The following is a 20,148-nucleotide window of genomic DNA, read 5'->3' as shown; positions in this document are numbered from 1 at the left end:
ACCATGCTCCATCCTTGCCTGCGCTGCGGCGCCTGCTGCGCGACGTATCGCGTCGCGTTTCATTGGTTGGAAACCGACACGGCCGGCGGCATCACGCCGGCCGCTCTCACCGAGCATCTCGATCCGCATCGTGTGGCAATGCATGGCACGAACGCGTACGAACCGCGCTGCAAGTCGCTGGTCGGTGAGGTCGGAGTCGCCGCGCATTGCGGCGTCTATGCGGTACGCCCATCGCCATGCCACGAGCTGCAGCCCGCGTGGGAAAACGGTCAGCCCAGTCCGCAATGCGACAAGGCGCGGATCAGGCACGGCATGCAGCCGCTGACGCCTGCGGACTTTTTGTAGAAGCAGGTCTAGAGCTTGCCGGTGGGAGCCAGCCTGCTGGCGATGAGAATCTGACTCACCGCTACACCGCTTCGTTGGCTTATCGCCACCAGGGTGGCTCCCATCCTTGCCTTCCCAACCGTGCCTTCCCGCTCGTGCCGGGGATCAAAATGACAAAGGCCCCGTTTCCGGGGCCTTTGTCGTTACGCGTCGCGCTTCTTGCGAGGCGGTTTGGCACCGCCCGGACGTCCGCCCGACGGGCGGAAGTTGCCGCGAGGACGCGGCGCGCCGCCACCACCGCCACCGCTCTGCGGCGACTCGGTGCCGTCCCATTCGCGGATCTTCAGCTGCTGCTGGGCGACCCACACCTTCTTCAGGTGGTTGAAGGTCTCCGCGGGCATGCCGTCGGGTAGGTCGATCAGGCTGTAGTCGTCGCGAATGCTGACGCGGCCGATGAACTTGGCTTCCACGCCGCCTTCATTGGCGATCGCGCCCACGATGTTGCCCGGCTTCACGCCGTGCTCGTGGCCGACTTCGATGCGGTAGGTGCGCTTGCCGGCCTCGGTGACGTGAGGACGCGGCTGGCGCATGCCTTCGCGCACGGGACGACGATCGTTGAAGTCGCCGCCGTCGCGCGACGGACGCTCGCGATCGAAGTCGCGCTGAGGGCGCTCACGGTCGAACTCGCGCGGCGGGCGTTCGGTGTACTCGCGCTTGGCCGGCGGCTCCAGCAGCAGCGGCTGGTCGCCCTGAGCGATGCGCGCGAGTGCCGCGGCGATTTCGATCGCCGGTACGTTGTGTTCCTGCTCGTACTTTTCCACCAATTGCTGGAACAGGCCGAGATCGCCCGTCGCCAGCGTTTCGGTGATGCGCTCGTTGAACTTGTTGACGCGGGTATCGTTCACCGCTTCGATCGTGGGCAACTGCATCTGTTCGATCGGCTGACGCGTGGCGCGCTCGATCTGACGCAGCAGGTTGCGCTCGCGCGGCGTGACGAAGAGGATCGCCTCGCCACTGCGGCCCGCGCGACCGGTGCGGCCGATGCGGTGCACGTACGACTCGGTGTCGTGCGGGATGTCGTAGTTGAGCACGTGGCTGATGCGTTCCACGTCGAGGCCGCGCGCGGCGACGTCCGTGGCGATCAGGATGTCGAGCTTGCCCGTCTTCAACTGGTCGATGACGCGCTCGCGCTGCGCCTGGGCGATGTCGCCATTGATCGCAGCCGCTGCGAAACCGCGCGCCTGCAGCTTGCTGGCGAGTTCTTCGGTGGCCGACTTGGTGCGCGCGAAGACGATCATGGCGTCGAAGCTCTCGGCCTCGAGGATGCGCGTCAGGGCGTCGAGCTTGTGCACGCCGCTGACCCACCAGTAACGCTGGCGGATGTTCGCCGCCGTGGTGGTCTTGTTCTTGATCGTGACTTCGGCAGGGTCTTTCAGGTAGGTCTGCGCGATGCGGCGGATCGGTGCCGGCATGGTTGCGGAGAACAGCGCCACCTGGCGGCCTTCCGGCGTAGCCTGCAGCAGCTTCTCGACGTCGTCGATGAAGCCCATGCGCAACATTTCGTCGGCCTCGTCGAGCACCATGAAGCGCAGCCCGGACAGATCGAGCGTGCCCTTGTCGAGGTGGTCGATCACACGGCCAGGCGTGCCGACGATGACCTGCGCGCCGCGCTTCAGACCCTGCAACTGCGGGCCGTAGCTCTGCCCGCCGTAGATCGGCAGCACCTGGAAGCCGGGCAGGTAGGTGGCGTACTTCTGGAAGGCTTCCGCGACCTGGATGGCGAGTTCGCGCGTGGGCGCGAGCACCAGGGCCTGGGGCTTGTTGCCGGCACGCAGATCGATCCGTGAGAGGACCGGCAGCGCGAAAGCGGCGGTCTTGCCGGTACCGGTCTGCGCCTGGCCGATCACGTCGCGGCCTTCGAGCAGCGCCGGGATGGTGGCGGCCTGGATGGGGGAGGGGGTCTCATAGCCGACCTCGGTCAGCGCGCGCACGACGTTGGCGTCGAGGGCAAGCGCGCTGAAACCGGGCAGGGCCGGAGCGTTATTTGTATCGGGGGATGACATGGCGACCTCGGGAGGGGCGCGGCGGCGACATTCGGCGCCGGGCAGTAGACGTATTGTAGCAGCGATGGGCGCGTTTCGCCGTGCATCCTGGCCTAGGTCCGTGTCGGCGTTACACTCTTTAGTCAGCTTTTTGTCAGGACGGGCCTATGACGGCGGTGGAAACCATCTCGGAACAACAGTGCTTCGGCGGTGTGCAGGGCTTTTATTCCCATGTGTCGGAGGCCTGCGGCGGGCCGATGCGCTTTGCGGTCTACCTGCCGCCGAAGGCCACGCAGGGCCCCGTGCCGGTGCTCTGGTTCCTCGCTGGGCTGACCTGCACGGCGGAGACCTTCACGATCAAGGCCGGCGCGCAACGCGTCGCGGCCGAACTGGGCCTGGCACTGGTCATGCCGGACACCAGCCCGCGCGACACCGGGATCGAAGGTGCCACGGGCGACTGGGAGTTCGGCGAGGGCGCCGGTTTCTACCTCGACGCCACCGAGGCGCCATGGCGCGAGCGCTTCCGGATGTACAGCTACGTGGTGGACGAACTGCCCCGCATCGTTGCGGGCCGGTTTCCGCTCGACATGGGCCGGCAAGGCATCTTCGGTCATTCCATGGGCGGGCACGGTGCCCTGACCCTCGCGCTCCGCAATCCCGGGCGCTATCGCTCCCTCTCGGCCTTCGCGCCCATCGTGGCGCCGGCCAGTGTGCCCTGGGGCGAGAAGGCCTTTCCGCGCTACCTCGGCGAGGATCGCAAGGCCTGGGCCCGGTACGACGCTACGGCCCTGGTCGCCGACGGCGCACGCTTCGCGGGCACCATCCTCATCGATCAGGGCGAGGCGGATGGCTTTCTCGTGAACCAGTTGCAGCCGCAGCGCTTCGAAGCGGCCTGCGAGGACGCAGGCCAGCCGCTGGAGCTGCGTATGCGCCCCGGGTACGACCACAGCTATTACTTCATCCAGACCTTCGTGGAGGAGCACCTGCGTCACCATGCGGAGATCCTCTGCGCATGAGCGAGCCGATCCGCATGCGCACCGCGCGCGCCGTGATCCGCCTGCTCGACATAGAGGAAGCCGAGCTGCTGCGACGCTATCGTGTGGAAAACCGCGAGCATCTTGCGCCGTGGGAGCCGCTGCGCAGCGACTCGCACTACACGCTGGCGGGATGCCAGCAGGCCATCGAAGCCGGGCTGGAAGCGGCGCGTGCGGATCGGGGCTACCCCTTCGCCGTGCTGACGCCCGATGCCAGCGAGATGATCGCCAGCTTCACGCTGGCGAACGTGGTGCGCGGCGTGTTCCAGGCGTGCCATCTCGGCTACGGTATCGGGCGCCGACACGAAGGGCAGGGGCTGATGTACGAGGCGCTGGACGCCGCCATTCGCTACGCGTTCGGCCCGCTGGATTTTCATCGCGTGATGGCGAACTACATGCCGCGCAACGACCGCAGCGGACGTCTGCTGGAACGGCTCGGTTTCGAGAAGGAAGGCTACGCGAAGCGCTACCTGAAGATCGATGGCGTCTGGGAGGACCACGTCCTCACCGCGAAGATCAGAACGCAGGCCTGAGCGGCGCCGGTTCCGCCGGTTCGCGCGACTTCCGTTCCGCATCGAACATCGCACGCCATGCGGCCCGTTCTTCCCATGCCAGCAGCAGGTATACGGCGAGCAAGGGGATGTGCGGTCCGAGCGTGTGACCCTCGGTGACGAAGTGATAACCGAAGATCGTCACCACGGGGGCGGCCAGCAGAAGCAGGGCCAGCGGCACGAGGCGTGCGGCGATCAACGCCACGCCGGCATAGACGAACAACACGCCGAGCAACGGCATGACGAAGCCACTGGCTTCGAGACCTGCCATGAAGGTGCGTCCCGCGATCGTCAGCGGTTCGGGCGGCTGCCAGAAGCCGAAGATGTGATTCAGTCCGGAGAAGGTGAAGAGCGCACCAAAAGCCGTGCGCAACACGACGACGCTGTAGCGGTGAATGCGGGACATGCGGAATGGATACCTGATGGAGTGGCCTGCCACCCCGCATCATCCGGATTGCCGCATGGGTCAGCTATCGCCCATGCGGCTAGGCCGTCAGGCCTTGTTCGTGGCCGGACCGCGACGCTGGCGACGACGCTTGTGGCTGCCGGTGCTCTCGCCGGTGCCTGCCGCGGCGTGACCATGCGGGCGATGCGAGGGCGAACGCCCGCCACCGTTGCCACCCTGGCGACCCTGGCTGCTGCCACCCGGACGACCCTGACCGCCACCGCTCTGCGAACGCGGTTGGCGTTGCTGCTGCTTCGGACGAGGCGCGCCGGCATCGAGACGCAGCGGGGTGCTGGGTTCGAAGCCTTCGATGTTGCGGATCGACAGATCGGTCTTGAGCAGGCGGCCGATGTCGCGCAGCAGGCCCGACTCGTCGTGACTCACGAGCGAGATGGCCTGGCCTTCCGCACCCGCACGGCCGGTACGACCGATGCGATGCACGTAGTCTTCCGCGACCATCGGGAGGTCGAAGTTGATCACGACCGGCAGCTGATCGATGTCGATGCCGCGTGCAGCGATGTCGGTGGCGACCAGCACGGTGACGCGACCGGTCTTGAAGTCCGACAGGGCGCGCGTGCGCGCGTTCTGGCTCTTGTTGCCATGAATCGCGGCGGCACGAATGCCGGCCTGTTCCAGATGGCGTACAAGCTTGTCCGCACCGTGCTTCGTACGACCGAACACCAGCGTCTGGCGGCGGCTGTCCTGCGCAAGGATGTGCAGCAGCAGGTCGCGCTTGGCGGCGGCATCCACCGGATGCACCACGTGGGTCACGGTGTTGGCGACGGTATTCGCAGGCGTGGTGGACACTTCGTGCGGATCGCGCATGAACTGCTGCGCCAGCGCCTTGATCTCCGGTGCGAACGTAGCCGAAAACAGCAGCGTCTGACGCTGGCGCGGCACGGCGGCGAGGATGCGCTTCAGCGCGGGCAGAAAGCCCATGTCGAGCATGCGATCGGCCTCGTCGAGGACGAGCATGTCCACCTTCGACAGGTCGACGGAGCGCTGCTGCATGTGGTCGATCAGACGGCCCGGCGTGGCGACGACGATGTCGACGCCGCGACGCAGCGCCTGCAACTGGTTGCCCATGCCGACGCCGCCGAAGATCACGGTGCTGGAGAGACGCACGTACTTGCCGTAGTCGCGCAGGTTTTCCTGCACCTGGGCGGCGAGTTCGCGGGTGGGCGTGAGGATCAGCGCGCGGATGGGCCGACGGCCCTCGGTGCGATCTTCACGCGCCAGGCGATGAAGAAGAGGAAGCGAGAACGCGGCGGTCTTGCCCGTACCGGTCTGGGCAGCGGCCATGAGATCGTGGCCGGCGAGGACTTCGGGGATGGCGGCGGCCTGGATGGGCGTCGGCTTTTCGTAACCGGCTTCGGACAGCGCACGCAGCAACGCGGGCGCAAGGCCCAGCGAATCGAAAGACATGGAGGAACTCCTGCTTGACCCGAGCGTTCCCTGGAACCGCGCTGCGAGTTATGGATTGGCGGCCGCTCGCCATGACGAAGACAGCAGGCTGGCCGGTGTCGAGCGCGCGTCCGGGGGTGGGGGAACGGGCGGGAAACTTTCCACGCCGAGGGTCCGCAAGGGAGTCGGAGCGCAGCACGACCCGCCGAGTATACCTTATTGCGCCGCACAATGGGGTTGGCCTGCGAGAGTCGCTATCGCCAGCAGGCTGGCTCCCACCAGTGCCGCGGTCGGAGCCAGCCTGCTGGCGACGGGGAGTAGCAACAACCCTCAGGAGCCGGTGGGAGCCAGCCTGCTGGCGATGGGGAGCAACAGAATCGATACCGACCGGCTGGAGACTCTGTAGCGGTCAGAAGCTGACGGGGCGACGATGCGGTGGGCGGTTTTCCTCGCCGCCATGGCGGCTCCCACACGGAGGTTCGCCGGTCGACATGATGGTGTGTTGTGGGAGTCGCTACAGCGGCGAGAAGCCGACGGAGCAGTGAAACGGCGAGGCTGCTCTTCTGCGGCCTACCTGCGCGAAGCCGTCATCAACCAACTGTTGTACGGCGTGCGGCCGAACAGCGGGCGAAAGTCGACGTGGATGCCACGGGGTTCCAGTACCTGGCGGATGTCGTCCTCGGTCGGAAAATACTGCGCGCCGCCAGGAATCCAGCCCACCGCCTCGATGAATTTTTCTTCCCACACCGTGGCGCGATAGCGCCAGGAACCGTCGCGGATCACGTTGCGCAGGACCAGCACGCCGTCGTCGGCCAGATGATCCACCGCAAAGGCAAGCAGTTCGCTCTGACGTTCGCGCGGCAGGTAATGCAGCACGTCGAGCATTGCCACGTGCCCGCGTACGGGTTGTGGCGTGGCGGCGTCCGCTTCGCGCAGGGCGATGGCATCGCCAAGACCGGCCCGTTCGGCCGCATCGCGGCCCATGGCGATCTTGCGCTGGTCGTGGTCGAGGCCGACGTATTCGTCGAGCGCACCGCATGAGTGCAGGTAATGACCGAGCAGTCCCAGACCGCAGCCGATGTCGAGCAGCGGAAGACGGCGGCCGGCGATCGCGCGAGCGGTGGCGGCGTAGACGGGGTCGGTAGCGAGCTTGCCGTGGATGTAGATCCGATCGCCGCGACGGCGGAACCGGGCGGCGATGCGTCGCCTCGTGCGGCTATCGGGAATCATGGCGGCTGTCCCTGCGAGGATGGCCGGGGCGCATGCACCCCGGCCGAACGATTACTGCTGCGACTGCGGCCGCTGACTATTCTTGTTGATGTAGGCGTCGTATTCGCTCTTGTCGACGCGCCCATCGTGATTGAGGTCCGCTTCCGGGAAATGCGCTCGCAGTTCCTTCAGTGCATCGACGTCCTTGGGGATATCGCTGCGCTTGATGGATTTGCCGTCCTTGCTGATGTCCGAGAAGGCGGGAGCGCCGCTGTCGCCCGATGCATCCTGCGGTGCGATGCCGTGAGCGAGGGCGGCACCGGAAACCAGCGTGCCGAGCAGGGCGAATGTAACGAACGATCGGGAGTGCTTCATCGATTCCTCCGTGTGTCGTGGTGGCGGCCAGTGTAGTGCCGCAGCGTTATGGCGCCGTGAGGCGCGTGTCGGATAGTAGCGCTGTGCTAGCCTCGGCGCGGCCCGAGTTTGAGGAAATTCTCATGCAGCTTCCCGCCGCCCTGCGCGACCTGGATTCCACGCAGCGGCACACTGTCGTCGCGAGTTTTCTAGGCTGGACGCTCGACGCGTTCGATTACTTTCTGTTGACCTTTGTGATCCTCGCCGTGGCTCACGAGTTCGGTGCGTCGAAACAGGAGGTGACCTACGGTTTGTTTCTGACGCTAGCCGCCAGACCGATCGGTGCGTTGATCTTCGGACGGCTCGCCGATCGCTATGGACGCCGTCCCGTGTTGATGGTCGACATCGTGTTGTTCTCGGTACTCGAAGTGGCCTGTGCGTTTGCGCCTAGCCTGGCCGTGCTGCTCGGCCTGCGCTTTGCGTTCGGTATCGCCATGGGGGGCGAGTGGGGCATTGGCGCGTCGCTGGCGATGGAGTCCATCCCGGCGAAGTCGCGCGGCATGGTTTCCGGCTTGCTGCAGAGCGGTTATCCCTGTGGCTTCTTCTTGGCGGCGCTCGTCAACTGGCTGCTCGTGGATCACATCGGGTGGCGCGGTCTGTTCGTCGTCGGCGCGCTGCCCGCGCTGCTGGTGCTCTACATCCGCCGCAAGGTGCCGGAGTCGCCGGTGTGGGAGTCGCGCCGTCATCACGCGCGGGAAAGCGTCTTCGTATCGATGCGCGGGCACTGGAAGCTGTTCGTCTACCTCATGCTGCTGATGGCAGCGTTCAACATGTTCAGCCATGGCTCGCAGGATATGTATCCGACGTTCGTGCAGTCGACGCTGAAGCTCCCCGCGGGGTCGAGCACAGCGTTCCTGCTGACGGCCCTTCTCAATCTCGGTGCGTTGGTCGGTGGCCTGAGCTTCGGTGCGCTTTCGGAGCGAATCGGCAGGCGCCGCGCGATCATCATTGCCGCGCTGCTCGCGCTACCGGTCATTCCGCTGTGGACCTACGGGGGTTCGCTTCTGCTGCTGGGTTTGGGCGCCTTCCTCATCCAGGTGATGGTGCAGGGCGCCTGGGGTGTGGTTCCCACACATCTGAACGAGCTGGCGCCCGACGCCGTGCGCGGCACGTTGCCGGGATTCGCCTACCAGATGGGCAACCTGCTCGCGGCGATCACCGCCACGGCGCAGACCTGGGTGGCGGAGCGTCGTGGCGGCGATTTCGCCTTTGCGATGTCCTCATGGATCGCCGCCGTGGCGGTGCTGCTGGCGTTGCTTACGTGGCTGGGCCCGGAAGCCCGCGGTGTGGGCTTTGGCCGCCACAGGGCCGCGCGTGACGCCGGGGCCGGCCGCGGCTAAAATCCCCGGTTTTCCTCCGTTGGAAACCAACATGCAGGCTGGCAAGGACAAGGTCGTTTCGTTCCACTACACGCTCACCGTCGACGGTGAGAAGGTCGAAAGCTCGGTCGAGGGCGGCGAACCGCTGTGGATCCTGCTCGGCCACGGCCAGCTCATCCCGGGTCTGGAAGCCGGTCTGGAAGGTAAGTCGGTTGGCGACACCTTCGATGTCGAGATCGCACCGGAGCAGGGCTACGGCCCGCGCCAGGAAGGCCTGACCCAGCGCGTGCCGAAGAAGTACTTCCCGAAGCAGGGCAAGGGCCTCAAGGCGGGCGACAGCACCGTGCTTTCGCTCAAGGAAGGCGGCAATCGCGTCGTGGTGGTGCAGAAGATCGGCTCCAGCGTGGTGGACGTGGACCTCAACCATCCGATGGCCGGCAAGACCTTGAACTTCCACGTCGACGTGCAGACGGTGCGCGACGCCTCGGAAGAGGAAATCGCCCACGGTCATGCTCACCCGCAGGGTGACGGCGCCCACTGAGCCGCCGTTCCTTCCGTGCAAACGAAACAAGGCGCCTCACGGCGCCTTGTTTCGTTTCCGGCCTGGGGATCGTGAATTACACGACCTTCTTGCCGTTGACCGAAATGTCCACGTCGATGTTGCCGCGCGTGGCATGCGAGTACGGGCAGACGTCTTCGTGCGCAGTCTTCACGATCTCCTGCGCGGTGGCGTCATCGACGCCCGGCAGGGTGACTTCGAGCTTGGCCTGAATCGCGAAGCCGGAGCCCTCGCGCGGACCGATGCCGACGCTGCTGGCGACCGACGCGCCGTCGACCTTCACCTTCTTCTGGCCGGCGACGAAGCGCACGGCGCCTTCGAAGCAGGCGGCGTAGCCGACCGCGAAGAGCTGCTCCGGGTTGCTGCCGCCACCGTTGCCGCCCATTTCCTTCGGCAGGCGCAGATCGAGCTTGATGAGGCCGTCGTCGGTCTCGGCGTGACCTTCGCGCCCACCGGACACCTTGGCGTGGGCGGTGTAGAGGATCTTCTGTACTTTCGAGATGTTGCTCATAGTCGTGAGTCCTTCGGTGAGGTGAGGGAAGGTCCGGCGATACCGGCCTTGAACATATGAAAGCACACAATTAAATCGCGCGCAATTGAATTATTCTGAGTGACGCCTGGCGTTGGCATCCATTCAGTTAAGGACGCGGCGTCCGTAGACGAAGTTGTCCTTCCAGTAGGCACCATCCAGGTTGTCCAACCGTACCGTGCCGCCTGAGTTTGGCGCGTGGACGAAACGACCCTCGCCCACATACACGCCCACGTGGGTCACGTGGCCGCGGCCAAAGAAGACGAGATCGCCGCTGGCGAGGTCCGCTTCACCCACCTTGGGCTTGTCGAGCGCGGCCATCTCCGCCGAGGTGCGCGGCAGGCGCATGCCGGTGGACGTCAGATAGATGTAGTTGATCAGCCCGCTGCAGTCGAAGCCACCTTGCGGGGTGTTGCCGCCCCAACGGTAAGGGGTGCCGACCAGACCGATGGCGCGGAACAGCACGTCGTTGGCCGCATCCGCAGGAGGCGCGGCGGCAGGTTTCATCGACCAGCCAAGGTTTTTGGCAATCGGCACGGCGGAGGCGGGGTTGCGCTGCTGCGAGGTGGATGGTTTGCGCGGGGCGCTGCCGCAGGCGGCAAGCAACGAGAGCAGCGCGGCGATGGCCAGGTGGCCAAGCCATGCCAGCGGGCGAGGATGGCGGTCGATGGGCAACATCGGCAAGTCCGATCGATGAACGGCGGGTCGAGGTTATCAAATCAATGGCTTGCAAGGAATACCTGGGAAACCGCACGAGCTGGGTGGCCGGGGCGCGCTACCGGGGCTTCGCATGGCCTTCTGTTACGGTGACGCCTCCCCAACCCAGGAGCGATGCATGACCGTGGAAACCTTCGACCTCATCGTGATCGGCGGCGGATCGGGCGGCCTGTCGGCGGCGATCCGGGCGTCGAAACACGGCGCGAAGGTCGCGCTCGTCGAGCCGAAGGCCCTGGGCGGTACGTGCGTCAACGTCGGCTGTGTGCCGAAGAAGGCGATGTGGTACGCCGCGCAAATGGCCGAGGCGCAGTACATCGCCGTGGACTACGGGTTCCACGACAAGCCTGGCAGCCTCGACTGGCCCCGTTTCATCGAGCGACGTCAGGCGTACATCGAACGTATCCATGGGAAATACCAGCAACTGCTCGATACGGGACACGTCACGCTGGTGCACGAAACGGCCCGTTTTCTGGCGCCCGACCGCGTGCTGGCCGGTGGGCGCGAACTGACCGCGCCGCACGTCATCGTCGCCACCGGGTCCGCGCCGAACCGGCTGGACAAGCCGGGCTTCGACCTCGGCATGACCTCCGACGGTTTCTTCGACCTGCGCGCCTGCCCGAGGCGCACGGCCATTGTCGGAGGCGGCTATATCGCGGTCGAACTGGCCGGCGTGCTGCGTGCCCTGGGCAGCGACGTGGACATGTACGTGCGCGGTCGCCTCATGAGCGACTTCGACGAAGAAATGGCCTACGGTCTGGGCGAAGAAATGCGTCAGCACGGTATCCGAGTGCATTACACCTGCCAGATCGAGGCCGTACACGAGAAGGACGGCATGCTCCTGCTCGACTGTGACAAAGGCGACCATCCCGGCCCCTACGATGCCTTGATCTGGGCCGTGGGAAGGCACGCGAACACTGCGGCGCTCGACATCGACCGCATCGGCCTGCGCATCGGAGGCGAGGGTCACATCGAGATCGACGACTACCAGAACACCAACGTGCCGGGCGTCTATGCCGTCGGCGACGTGACCCAGAGGCTGGCGCTCACGCCGGTCGCGGTGGCGGCAGGGCGCAAGCTGGCAGACCGGCTTTTCGGCGGCAAGCCGGAGGCGAAGCTCGACTACCAGAACATTCCCAGTGTGGTGTTTTCGCACCCGCCGCTCGGCACCATCGGCATGTCGGAGGGGCAGGCGCGCGAGCGCTATGGCGCGGACGTGCACCTGTACAAGCAGGCCTTCGTGCCGATGCAACTGGCGCTCGCGGGGCGGCCCATGACCACGCGGTTCAAGTTGATCTGCGTGGGCGCAGAGTCGCGCATCGTCGGCATGCAGATGCTGGGCCCGGGCGTGGACGAAATCCTCCAGGGCTTCGCCGTGGCGATAAAGATGGGGGCGACCAAGGCGGACCTGGATGCGACGCTCGCGATCCATCCGACCTCCGCCGAAGAGATGGTGCTGATGGGGGATCGCGTGCCCGGTTGAGCGTTACACTGCGGCCATGAGCCCGTATACCCTGCACCGCGGCACTGCACCGCTTCTGATCAGCCTGCCGCATAACGGCAGCGCCATTCCCGACGATCTGGCCGCGCGCATGAAGCGCCCCGCGCGGCGCTCACCGGACACCGACTGGCACGTGGCCGAACTCTACGATTTCGCGCGCGGTCTGGGCGCCAGCGTCATCAAGCCGTTCGCCTCGCGCTATGTGGTCGATCTGAATCGCCCGGCGGATGGACACGCGCTGTATCCCGGGCAGAGCGAAACGGGTCTCGTTCCCACGGTGCAGTTCAGTGGTGAGCCGATCTACCGTGGCGGTGCGGAACCCGACGCTGAGGACATCGGGGATCGGGTCAAGCGCTGGTGGAAGCCTTATCACCGCGCGCTGGCCGACGAGCTGGGTCGCCTGCGGAAGGAATTCGGTCGGGTGGTGTTGTGGGAAGGTCACTCCATCCGCAGCCACGTGCCCATGTTGTTCGAAGGTCGCCTGCCGGACCTCAACCTGGGCACGGCCGACGGCGCGAGTTGCTCCCCCGGTTTGCAGGCCGCGCTCGCGGCCGTGCTCGAAAGCCAGGACGACTATTCGTTCGCAGTGAACGGGCGTTTCAAGGGCGGCTACATCACGCGCCATTACGGCCGGCCCGACCAGGGCGTGGATGCCGTGCAACTCGAACTCGCCCAGCTCAACTACATGGACGAAGAATCATTCGAATATCTGCCGAAGAAGGCAGCCAACGTGCAGGTGCTCATCGGCGAGATGCTGAAGCATTGCCTGGATCACGCCCGCGCGGGTTGAGCATTGCGGGCTCGGCGCATGGCATGCAACGTGTCGTCAGGAGCCCAGTGCGGCGATGCACTTCAACTCGATGGCGATCGGCGTCGGCAAGGCGTTGATCTCCACCGTGGTGCGGCAGGCATCGACGCCCGCGAACGCTTCTGCATATAGGCGGTTATAGGTCGGAAAATCGCGCGCCATGTCGGTCAGGTAGACGGTCACGTCGACCAGGTCTTCGAACCTTGCACCGCTGCCTTCCAGCACCGCGCGCACGTTGGCGAAGACCTGCCGGCATTGCGCCTCGATGTCGTAGGAAAGCAGTGCGCCTTCCGCATCGAGCACGTTGCCGGGAATGGCATTCGTGGCGGGGTCACGCGGGCCGATGCCTGAGAGAAACAAGAGCGCCCCAACGCGGCGGGCGTGCGGGTAGGCGCCCACGGGTGCAGGGGCGCCGTCGACGCGAATGACGTCAGTGTCCATGATCGATGCAGATGTTCCTGGCTTCGGTGAAGAAACGCATGGCCTCGACGCCGCCTTCGCGACCGACGCCCGATTGCTTCGTGCCGCCGAACGGCGTTCGCAGATCGCGCAGCATCCAGCAGTTGACCCAGACGATGCCGACATCGAGGCGCGCGGCGAAGCGGTGCGCGAGCGACACGTCGCGGGTCCACACGGAGGCGGCCAGGCCATAAGGCGTGCCGTTCGCGATGGCGAGGGCTTCCTCTTCGGTATCGAAGGGAATGAGGCTGACCACCGGACCGAAGATTTCTTCCTGGTTCGTGGCAGCGTCCGGCGGCAGGCCTTCGATCACGGTGGGAGCGACGAACCAGCCATCGGCACAGCGGCCCTCGACCACCACCCGTTCGCCTCCGATGAGGATGTGCCCACCTTCGCGGCGAGCGCGCTCGATGCAGGTGATGACCTTGTCGAAGTGCGCTCGCGAGACAAGCGCGCCGAGATCGCTGCCGGCGTCACGTGGATCGCCTACGCGCAGCGCGCGCACGCGTTCGAGGTAAAGCTCGCGAAAGCGCGCATAAATCGATCGCTGCACCAGCAGACGCGATCCGCAAAGACAGATCTCGCCCTGATTGGCGAAGCCGGAGCGGACGATCGTCGCCATCGATGCGTCGCTGACATCGAAATCGTCGAAGACGATCGTGGGATTCTTGCCGCCGAGTTCCAGTGACACCTTCTTCAACTGGGGCGCTGCCGCCGCAGCGATGGCGAGACCGGTGCGCGTGCTGCCCGTGAACGAAACGGCCTTGACCCGCGTGTGCGTGACGATGGCTTCGCCGACCGTGGGACCGTTGCCGTGCACGATGTTGAGTACGCCAGCAGGAAAACCGGCTTCCTCGGCGAGTGTGCCGAGCAGCCACGCCGTATACGGCGTCACCTCGGAAGGCTTGGCTACCACGGCATTGCCCGCCGCGAGGGCCGGCGCAATCTTCCACGTGAAAAGGTACAGCGGCAGATTCCATGGGCTGATGCAGCCCACGACACCGAGAGGCAGCCGCAGCGTGTAGTTGATCGCACCGTGTTCCATGGCGTGCGATTCGCTGCTCCATTGGCCGGCAGCCGCGGCGAAGAAACGCAGATTGGCAATGGCGCGCGGGATGTCGAGCGAGCGGGCGAGGGCGATGGGCTTGCCGCTGTCCTGCGATTCCGCTTCGGCGAAGGTATCCAGGCGCGCCTCGATCGCGTCCGCAAGCCGATACAGGCAGCGCGCCCGCGCCTCGGCCGGCAGGGCGGCCCAGCTGGGCGCCGCGCTTGCGGCAGCCGCGACAGCGTCGCTTACGTCGTCGCTGCTGGAGTCCGGGCACTGAGCGAACGGGCTTCCCAGCGCCGGGTCGACGACGTCGAGATACCGGCCGTCGCGCGGCGCACGCTGCCGGCCGTCGATGAGGTTGGCCAGAATGTGCATGGCGACCTCAGCTGAGGCCGCGGGTGCGGCCACCGTCGACGGCAATACTGGTGCCGTTGATGTAACCCGCCGCCGGGCTGGCGAGAAACGCGATCAACGCAGCGACCTCCGACGGTTCCGCGAAGCGTGCGGCGGGCACGCTGGCAAGCAGCCCGCGTTCCACTTCCTCACGCGTGCGGCCCGCTTTCACGCTGGCGTCCACCAGTGACTGCAGCCGCGGCGTGCGGGTGTAGCCGGGCAGCACGTTGTTGACGGTGATGCCGTCGGGCGCCACTTCGCTCGCGAGGGTCTTTGCCCAGCCGGCCATCGCGGCCCGCGTCGTGTTGGAGACGCCCAGGTTCGGGATCGGTTCCTTCACGGAGGTTGAAATGATGTTGACGATACGGCCGTATCGGGCCTCGCGCATGCCGGGAAGGCACGCTTGCGTCAGCACCTGGGCGGCAATCACGTGCTGCCGGTAGGCGGTGAGGAAGGCCTCCGGCTCTGCATTCCACAGGGGGCCGGGCGGCGGGCCGCCGCTGTTGTTCACCAGCACATGGACGGCGTGATCTCCGATCACCTCGCCCACGGTCGCCGCCAAGGCGTCGGTGTCGAGCATGTCGGCCACGACGTGGCTGTGCGTCTGTCCGGGTTGGCGTGCGGGCAGTTCGGCCGCGAGGGCTGCGAGGGCATCGGCGGAACGCGAGAGCAGGGTGACGCTGGCGCCGAGTTCGGCCAGTTCGAAGGCCGTGGCCCGGCCCAGGCCCTGCGAGGCGCCGCAGACCAGCGCGTGACGACCGGTGAGACGTAGATCCATGCAGCGCTCCCCTCGAACGGTGGGCGGGCGGGTCAGCCCTGTTTCATCGCCCACCACTGTATCGCCATTGCGGCGAACCAGCACGGCCAGGCAAACCAGGGCGTGAGCCGCCAGACGCGCTGCCAGCGATTGAGGTCATCGTCATTGAACAGGGCCGGTGCATCCGAGCGCAGCACACGACGCACGCGCAGCCAGTTCGCCATACCGTTGGGTCGTCCGGTGTCGGCCTCGACGATGGTCTTCCACTGGTCGGGATAGCGCTTGCGCAGCAAGCTCGTAAAACGCCACTGCGCCGCGAAGTGCAGGAGGAAGAACGCGACGGCGCCGAGCAGGAGCAGCAGATAGAGGTAGACCGCGATCTGCATGGATCAGGAGCCCTTTTCCTTGCTCTTGTTCTTCTTCTGTTCCGGATCGTCGCCGAGGATGTCGGTCGTGACCACGCTGCGGATCGTGGAGATCACGCCGTTGCCTTGCTCGGCTTTCGAGCACACGGCGTTGTTGATGGCTTTTTTGTACGTGTCGTTCTGCATGCCGACGAACAGCACGCCATCGGGGCCATGCGGGATCTTGAAGCTGCCTGCGGAGTTCATCTTCACCGGCGCCTCGGCCGAGAACGTGGTGGGCGACTGCTCCCAGTAGGTCTGGCCCTGCTGCTGCTTCGCCGACGAATACACCACGAGGTAGCGTGCCTTGTCGTCCATCACCTTGAACTTGCCGAAGGCACCGGTCGTCTCGCTGGTCCAACCGATGTACTCGCACAGCGAGATATCTTCCGAATGCAGCGGCTGGAAGGCATCGTCGAGCAGCACGACGGTGGGAGCGAAAAGATAGCTGGCACTGAGCCAGCGTCCGTTGAGTTCCGACTTGAACGCGATGGTGTACGGCACCTGCGCGCCCTGGGGCAGTCGGAACGCAAGGAAATAGCTGCGGTCGCCGTTGAGATTGGCGACCGGGCTGTCCTTGCTCAGCTCGAACCGTTTCGGCTGCCAGGGCAGCATGTCCTGATAGGAAAGGTCGGCGAAGCTGCCGCAGCACGGTGCGGCCCCTTCGAGCGTCTTCCGCGCGATGACGACCGTGTTCGTCGGACTCTCCGGCGGGCGGAGATTCGGCGGCACGATGGCGTTGCAAGCGCCCAGCGTGACGAGCGCGAGGGCGAGCGGAAGAAGGCGGGACGGGGAAGGGGGCATGATGGTTTCGCTGTACTAGAACTCGGCGCTCCCCGCCGCACGGGGGTAGGGGATGGCGTCGCGGATGTTGGACAGACCACAGACGTAGACCAGGAGGCGCTCGAAACCCAGGCCGAAACCGGCATGCGGCACCGTGCCATAGCGGCGCAGGTCGCGATACCAGTCGTAGGTAGCCTTGTCGAGGTGGAACTGGTCCATGCGTCGGTCGAGGTAGTCGAGGCGTTCCTCACGTTGCGCACCGCCGATGATCTCGCCGATGCCGGGCGCGAGCACGTCCATGGCCGCCACGGTCTTGCCGTCGTCGTTGAGGCGCATATAGAACGCCTTGATCTGTTCGGGGTAGTTCATGACGACCACGGGGCGACCGATATGTTCCTCGGCCAGGTAGCGCTCGTGCTCGGTCTGCAGATCGATGCCCCAGGCGACGGGGTGCTCGAATTTCTTGCCGGACTTCTGCAGGATCGACACCGCTTCGGTGTAGTCGATCCGCTCGAACGGCTTGGCGACGAAGGCTTCCAGTCGCGTGATCGCGTCGGGCTGCACGCGCTCGGCGAAGAAGGCCATGTCGTCGGGACGCTCGTCGAGCACCGCCTTGAAGATGCCCTTCAGGAACAGCTCGGCGAGATCGGCGTTGTCGTTGAGGTCGGCGAAAGCCACCTCGGGCTCGACCATCCAGAACTCAGCCAGATGGCGTGTGGTGTTGGAGTTCTCGGCGCGGAAGGTGGGGCCGAAAGTGTAGACCTTGCTCATCGAGAGCGCGTACGCCTCGACGTTGAGCTGGCCGGACACCGTGAGGAAGGCTTCGCGTCCGAAGAAGTCCTTGCGCCAGTCGATGCCGCCCTTGTCGTCGCGCGGCAGGTTGGCGAGGTCCAGCGTGGACAGGCGGAACATGTCGCCCGCGCCCTCGGCGTCGGAGGTGGTGATGATCGGCGTGTTGATCCAGAAGAAGCCCTGTTCGGTCAGGATCCGGTGGATCGCCGTCATCATGGTGTGGCGCACGCGCGTGACTGCACCGAACAGGTTCGTGCGCGGACGCAGGTGAGCCACCTCGCGCAGGAACTCCATCGAGTGCTGCTTGGGCTGGATGGGGTAGGTGAGCGGGTTCTCGACGAAGCCGGTGACCTCGATCCGGGTCGCCTGGATCTCGAAGGCCTGGCCTTTGCCCTGCGAGGGCACGAGCTTGCCGGTGGCGATCACCGCAGCGCCGGCCGTGAGGTGCTTGACCTCGGTCTCGTAATTGGCGAGATCGGCGGTGGCGACGACCTGGATGGGCGCGAAGCAGGAGCCGTCGCTCACGTTCACGAAGGAGAGTCCACCCTTGGACTCGCGCAGGGTGCGTACCCAGCCGCGAACCGTTACTTCGTGCTCGCCCGTTGCCGTGCCCCCCGCGAGGGCCTGCTTGACGCTTACCACCGTCATCGATTGAAACTCCAGAAAAGGCGCCGCATGTCAGGCGCGTAAGACGCGACCTCGCATGATAGTGTAAGGGTCGCGTGAACGGCACCGTTCGTCGGTATACCACGGCTAGAAAACGTTTTCATGACCATTCAGATCACTTCCGCCGCCTCCGACCGGATGCGCGCCTTCCTCGATCGGGCTCCCGCGGCTGCCGGCGTGCGTTTCGCCGTCAAGCGCATGGGCTGTTCGGGGTTCGGCTACGTCGTCGACCTCGCCGACCGCATCGCGGAAGACGACCAAGTGCTCGACATCGACGGCATCCGCGTGGTGGTGGACCCCAAGAGCTTGCCCCTGGTGGACGGCACCTTGATCGATTTCCAGCGTCAGGGGCTCAACGCCTCGTTCGTCTTCCACAACCCCAACGCCACGGGCGAATGCGGTTGCGGGGAGTCGTTCACCGTCGCCTAGTTGTGGGAGCCGCTATAGCGGCGAGAAGCCGACGGAGCGATGAAGCGGTGAGGCAGGTTCCCCTCGCCGCTATAGCGGCTCCTACAGGGCTGTCCCTATTGCCCTAACCTCCGATTTCTCCTTACAATGCGCGGCTGGCCCTCTCTCAGGAGGGTCTTCTTGCCTCACCGCCACTGCGCGGGAGGCTGCCATCCCCGTCAGGGGTGCATCCACAAGGAGCCACCATGCGTCATTATGAAGTCGTGTTCCTAGTCCATCCGGACCAGAGCGAACAGGTGCCCGCCATGATCGAGCGTTACAAGACGCTGATCGAAGGCGACAACGGCAAGATCCACCGCCTCGAAGACTGGGGCCGTCGTCAGCTGGCCTATCCCATCGAGAACCTCGCCAAGGCTCACTACGTGATGCTGAACATCGAGGTTTCGCAGAACGTCCTGAACGAGCTCGAGACGGGCTTCCGCTTCAACGACGCCGTCCTGCGCCACCTCGTGATCCGTCGCGACGAGGCCGACACCGAGCAGTCCTTCATCCTGAAGAGCAAGGAAAAGGACGAGCAGAAGGGTTCGCGTCGCCGTGACGACGACAGCGACGGCGACGACCGCCGTGGCGGTCGCGACAACGACAACGATCGCGACAGCGACGACTAATCGGGGATCACAGCCATGTCCAAGTTTTTCCGCCGCCGCAAGTTCTGCCGCTTCACCGCCGAGGGCGTGAAGGAGATCGATTACAAGGATCTCAACACCCTCCGCCAGTACGTCACGGAGAACGGCAAGATCGTCCCGAGCCGCATCACCGGCACGAAGGCCCGCTACCAGCGTCAGCTGGCGACCGCGATCAAGCGCGCTCGCTTCCTCTCGCTGCTGCCGTACACCGACAACCACGACGTCTGATCGTCACGCGCCCTCCTTACCGGGAGGGCGCGCCGTGAAAGATATTTCGGACAACCGTCCTGGCTGCACGGGGCCCATTCCGTGCTAACGAAAAGGAACATCCCATGGAACTCATCCTTCTTGAGAAGGTGAAGAACCTCGGCAATCTCGGCGACAAGGTCAACGTCAAGCCGGGCTACGGCCGTAACTTCCTCCTTCCGACCGGCAAGGCCGCTCGCGCCACCGCCGACAACCTCGCCGCGTTCGAAGCGCGTCGCGCCGAATACGAAGCCAAGGCCAAGGAGCAGCTCTCCGGTGCCGAGGGTCGTGCCGCCAAGCTCGAAGGCGCGGAAGTCACGATCGAAGTGAACGCTTCGCCGGAAGGCAAGCTGTTCGGTTCGGTCACGCCGCGCGACGTCGCCGAAGCGCTGACCGCCAAGGGTTTCGAGGTCGACAAGAGCGAAGTGATTCAGGCCGAAGGCCCCTTCCGCAACGTGGGCGAGTACGAGGTCGTCATCGTCCTCCACGCCGACGTGCAGCAGACGGTCAAGGTCAAGGTTATCGGCGCGTAAGCCCGAGTCACCTGCGATCCGGACGGGCGCCGCAAGGCGCCCGTTTTCGTTTATACGCACAGGTTATCCACAGACTTATCCTCTCAACGGGTGAGACAGGTGCGCGTATGATCGCTCCAC

Annotated in this window: 24 protein-coding genes; 11 read left to right on the top strand and 13 right to left on the bottom strand. The window is 65.5% G+C overall.

Annotated elements, in window-relative coordinates; translation table 11 throughout:
• Positions 1-3 precede the first annotated feature (3 nt).
• Entirely contained in the window at positions 4-345 is a 342-nt protein-coding gene (locus tag BT115_RS05745; protein ID WP_072321523.1) for a YkgJ family cysteine cluster protein, read from the top strand.
• Between the two features lie 182 nt (positions 346-527).
• On the opposite strand, the gene BT115_RS05740 is transcribed toward BT115_RS05745, so the two are convergent.
• On the bottom strand, positions 528-2,387 hold the full coding sequence (locus BT115_RS05740) for a DEAD/DEAH box helicase (RefSeq protein ID WP_072321522.1): 1,860 nt from the start codon (positions 2,385-2,387) through the stop codon (positions 528-530).
• A 146-nt stretch (positions 2,388-2,533) separates the two neighbouring features.
• Between BT115_RS05740 and fghA the strand changes: the two genes are divergently transcribed.
• Together fghA and rimJ are read left to right on the top strand one after the other, a co-directional pair.
• Entirely contained in the window at positions 2,534-3,382 is an 849-nt protein-coding gene (fghA, locus tag BT115_RS05735) for an S-formylglutathione hydrolase (RefSeq protein WP_072321521.1), read from the top strand.
• Positions 3,379-3,933: a ribosomal protein S5-alanine N-acetyltransferase gene (gene rimJ / locus BT115_RS05730; protein WP_072321520.1), complete on the top strand. Its 555-nt coding sequence runs from the start codon at positions 3,379-3,381 to the stop codon at positions 3,931-3,933. Before fghA ends, rimJ begins: the two co-directional genes overlap by 4 nt.
• On the opposite strand, the gene BT115_RS05725 is transcribed toward rimJ, so the two are convergent.
• The 4 genes from BT115_RS05725 to BT115_RS05705 form a co-directional block, all read right to left on the bottom strand.
• Positions 3,917-4,357 (bottom strand): hypothetical protein, encoded by a 441-nt coding sequence (locus BT115_RS05725; RefSeq protein ID WP_072321519.1) that lies wholly within the window; start codon positions 4,355-4,357, stop codon positions 3,917-3,919. The genes rimJ and BT115_RS05725 overlap by 17 nt on opposite strands.
• Before the next feature lie 87 nt (positions 4,358-4,444).
• Positions 4,445-5,821, bottom strand: a complete 1,377-nt coding sequence (locus BT115_RS05720) for a DEAD/DEAH box helicase (RefSeq protein WP_072321518.1) — start codon at positions 5,819-5,821, stop codon at positions 4,445-4,447.
• Between the two features lie 549 nt (positions 5,822-6,370).
• Complete coding sequence (locus tag BT115_RS05710; RefSeq protein WP_072321516.1) at positions 6,371-7,030, bottom strand: class I SAM-dependent methyltransferase; 660 nt, start codon at positions 7,028-7,030, stop codon at positions 6,371-6,373.
• Positions 7,031-7,081: 51 nt separating this feature from the next.
• Positions 7,082-7,384, bottom strand: coding sequence for a hypothetical protein (locus BT115_RS05705; RefSeq protein ID WP_072321515.1), 303 nt, complete (start codon positions 7,382-7,384; stop codon positions 7,082-7,084).
• A 122-nt stretch (positions 7,385-7,506) separates the two neighbouring features.
• Here BT115_RS05705 and BT115_RS05700 point away from each other — a divergent pair, with 122 nt between their 5' ends.
• Both BT115_RS05700 and BT115_RS05695 read left to right on the top strand, forming a co-directional pair.
• Complete coding sequence (locus BT115_RS05700) at positions 7,507-8,763, top strand: MFS transporter (protein WP_072321514.1); 1,257 nt, start codon at positions 7,507-7,509, stop codon at positions 8,761-8,763.
• A gap of 31 nt (positions 8,764-8,794) precedes the next feature.
• Positions 8,795-9,283, top strand: a complete 489-nt coding sequence (locus BT115_RS05695) for an FKBP-type peptidyl-prolyl cis-trans isomerase (RefSeq protein WP_072321513.1) — start codon at positions 8,795-8,797, stop codon at positions 9,281-9,283.
• Positions 9,284-9,359: 76 nt separating this feature from the next.
• On the opposite strand, the gene BT115_RS05690 is transcribed toward BT115_RS05695, so the two are convergent.
• Entirely contained in the window at positions 9,360-9,812 is a 453-nt protein-coding gene (locus BT115_RS05690) for an organic hydroperoxide resistance protein (protein ID WP_072321512.1), read from the bottom strand.
• Positions 9,813-9,935: 123 nt separating this feature from the next.
• The gene (locus BT115_RS05685) at positions 9,936-10,508 is read right to left on the bottom strand and encodes a C40 family peptidase (RefSeq protein WP_072321511.1); all 573 of its coding nucleotides are present in this window, start codon (positions 10,506-10,508) and stop codon (positions 9,936-9,938) included.
• Between the two features lie 157 nt (positions 10,509-10,665).
• On the opposite strand from BT115_RS05685, the gene gorA reads away from it, so the two are divergent.
• Together gorA and hutG are read left to right on the top strand one after the other, a co-directional pair.
• Positions 10,666-12,027 (top strand): glutathione-disulfide reductase, encoded by a 1,362-nt coding sequence (gene gorA, locus BT115_RS05680; RefSeq protein ID WP_072321510.1) that lies wholly within the window; start codon positions 10,666-10,668, stop codon positions 12,025-12,027.
• Positions 12,028-12,043: 16 nt separating this feature from the next.
• On the top strand, positions 12,044-12,835 hold the full coding sequence (gene hutG, locus BT115_RS05675; protein ID WP_072321509.1) for an N-formylglutamate deformylase: 792 nt from the start codon (positions 12,044-12,046) through the stop codon (positions 12,833-12,835).
• A 36-nt stretch (positions 12,836-12,871) separates the two neighbouring features.
• Here the strand turns inward: hutG and BT115_RS05670 are convergent, their stop codons facing one another.
• From BT115_RS05670 to asnS, 6 genes are read right to left on the bottom strand one after another with little or no spacing between them, the layout of a single operon-like run.
• Positions 12,872-13,294 carry a RidA family protein gene (locus BT115_RS05670; RefSeq protein ID WP_072321508.1) on the bottom strand — a complete coding sequence of 141 codons (423 nt, stop codon included), beginning with the start codon at positions 13,292-13,294 and terminating at the stop codon, positions 12,872-12,874.
• Positions 13,284-14,735, bottom strand: a complete 1,452-nt coding sequence (locus BT115_RS05665; protein WP_072322274.1) for an aldehyde dehydrogenase — start codon at positions 14,733-14,735, stop codon at positions 13,284-13,286. The genes BT115_RS05670 and BT115_RS05665 overlap by 11 nt, the downstream gene beginning before the upstream one ends.
• 7 nt (positions 14,736-14,742) lie before the next feature.
• Positions 14,743-15,531, bottom strand: a complete 789-nt coding sequence (locus BT115_RS05660) for an SDR family oxidoreductase (RefSeq protein WP_072321507.1) — start codon at positions 15,529-15,531, stop codon at positions 14,743-14,745.
• A gap of 32 nt (positions 15,532-15,563) precedes the next feature.
• Entirely contained in the window at positions 15,564-15,896 is a 333-nt protein-coding gene (locus BT115_RS05655) for a hypothetical protein (protein ID WP_072321506.1), read from the bottom strand.
• Positions 15,897-15,899: 3 nt separating this feature from the next.
• Positions 15,900-16,718 (bottom strand): MalM family protein, encoded by an 819-nt coding sequence (locus BT115_RS05650; protein ID WP_072321505.1) that lies wholly within the window; start codon positions 16,716-16,718, stop codon positions 15,900-15,902.
• A gap of 15 nt (positions 16,719-16,733) precedes the next feature.
• Positions 16,734-18,137, bottom strand: coding sequence for an asparagine--tRNA ligase (asnS, locus tag BT115_RS05645; RefSeq protein ID WP_072321504.1), 1,404 nt, complete (start codon positions 18,135-18,137; stop codon positions 16,734-16,736).
• 120 nt (positions 18,138-18,257) lie between these two features.
• Between asnS and BT115_RS05640 the strand changes: the two genes are divergently transcribed.
• The 4 genes from BT115_RS05640 (at position 18,258) to rplI (ending at position 20,028) form a co-directional block, all read left to right on the top strand.
• Entirely contained in the window at positions 18,258-18,584 is a 327-nt protein-coding gene (locus BT115_RS05640; protein WP_072321503.1) for a HesB/IscA family protein, read from the top strand.
• 224 nt (positions 18,585-18,808) lie between these two features.
• Positions 18,809-19,231 carry a 30S ribosomal protein S6 gene (rpsF, locus tag BT115_RS05635; protein WP_072321502.1) on the top strand — a complete coding sequence of 141 codons (423 nt, stop codon included), beginning with the start codon at positions 18,809-18,811 and terminating at the stop codon, positions 19,229-19,231.
• A 15-nt stretch (positions 19,232-19,246) separates the two neighbouring features.
• Positions 19,247-19,477, top strand: a complete 231-nt coding sequence (rpsR, locus tag BT115_RS05630; protein WP_029214018.1) for a 30S ribosomal protein S18 — start codon at positions 19,247-19,249, stop codon at positions 19,475-19,477.
• 104 nt (positions 19,478-19,581) lie between these two features.
• Positions 19,582-20,028, top strand: coding sequence for a 50S ribosomal protein L9 (gene rplI, locus BT115_RS05625; RefSeq protein WP_072321501.1), 447 nt, complete (start codon positions 19,582-19,584; stop codon positions 20,026-20,028).
• Positions 20,029-20,148 lie beyond the last annotated feature (120 nt).

Source organism: Luteibacter sp. UNCMF366Tsu5.1, from assembly GCF_900119235.1.
Taxonomy (GTDB): Bacteria; Pseudomonadota; Gammaproteobacteria; order Xanthomonadales; family Rhodanobacteraceae; genus Luteibacter; species Luteibacter flocculans.
The sequence above is the reverse complement of the archived record's forward strand: the minus strand, read 5'-3'. Positions and strand labels throughout refer to the sequence as shown.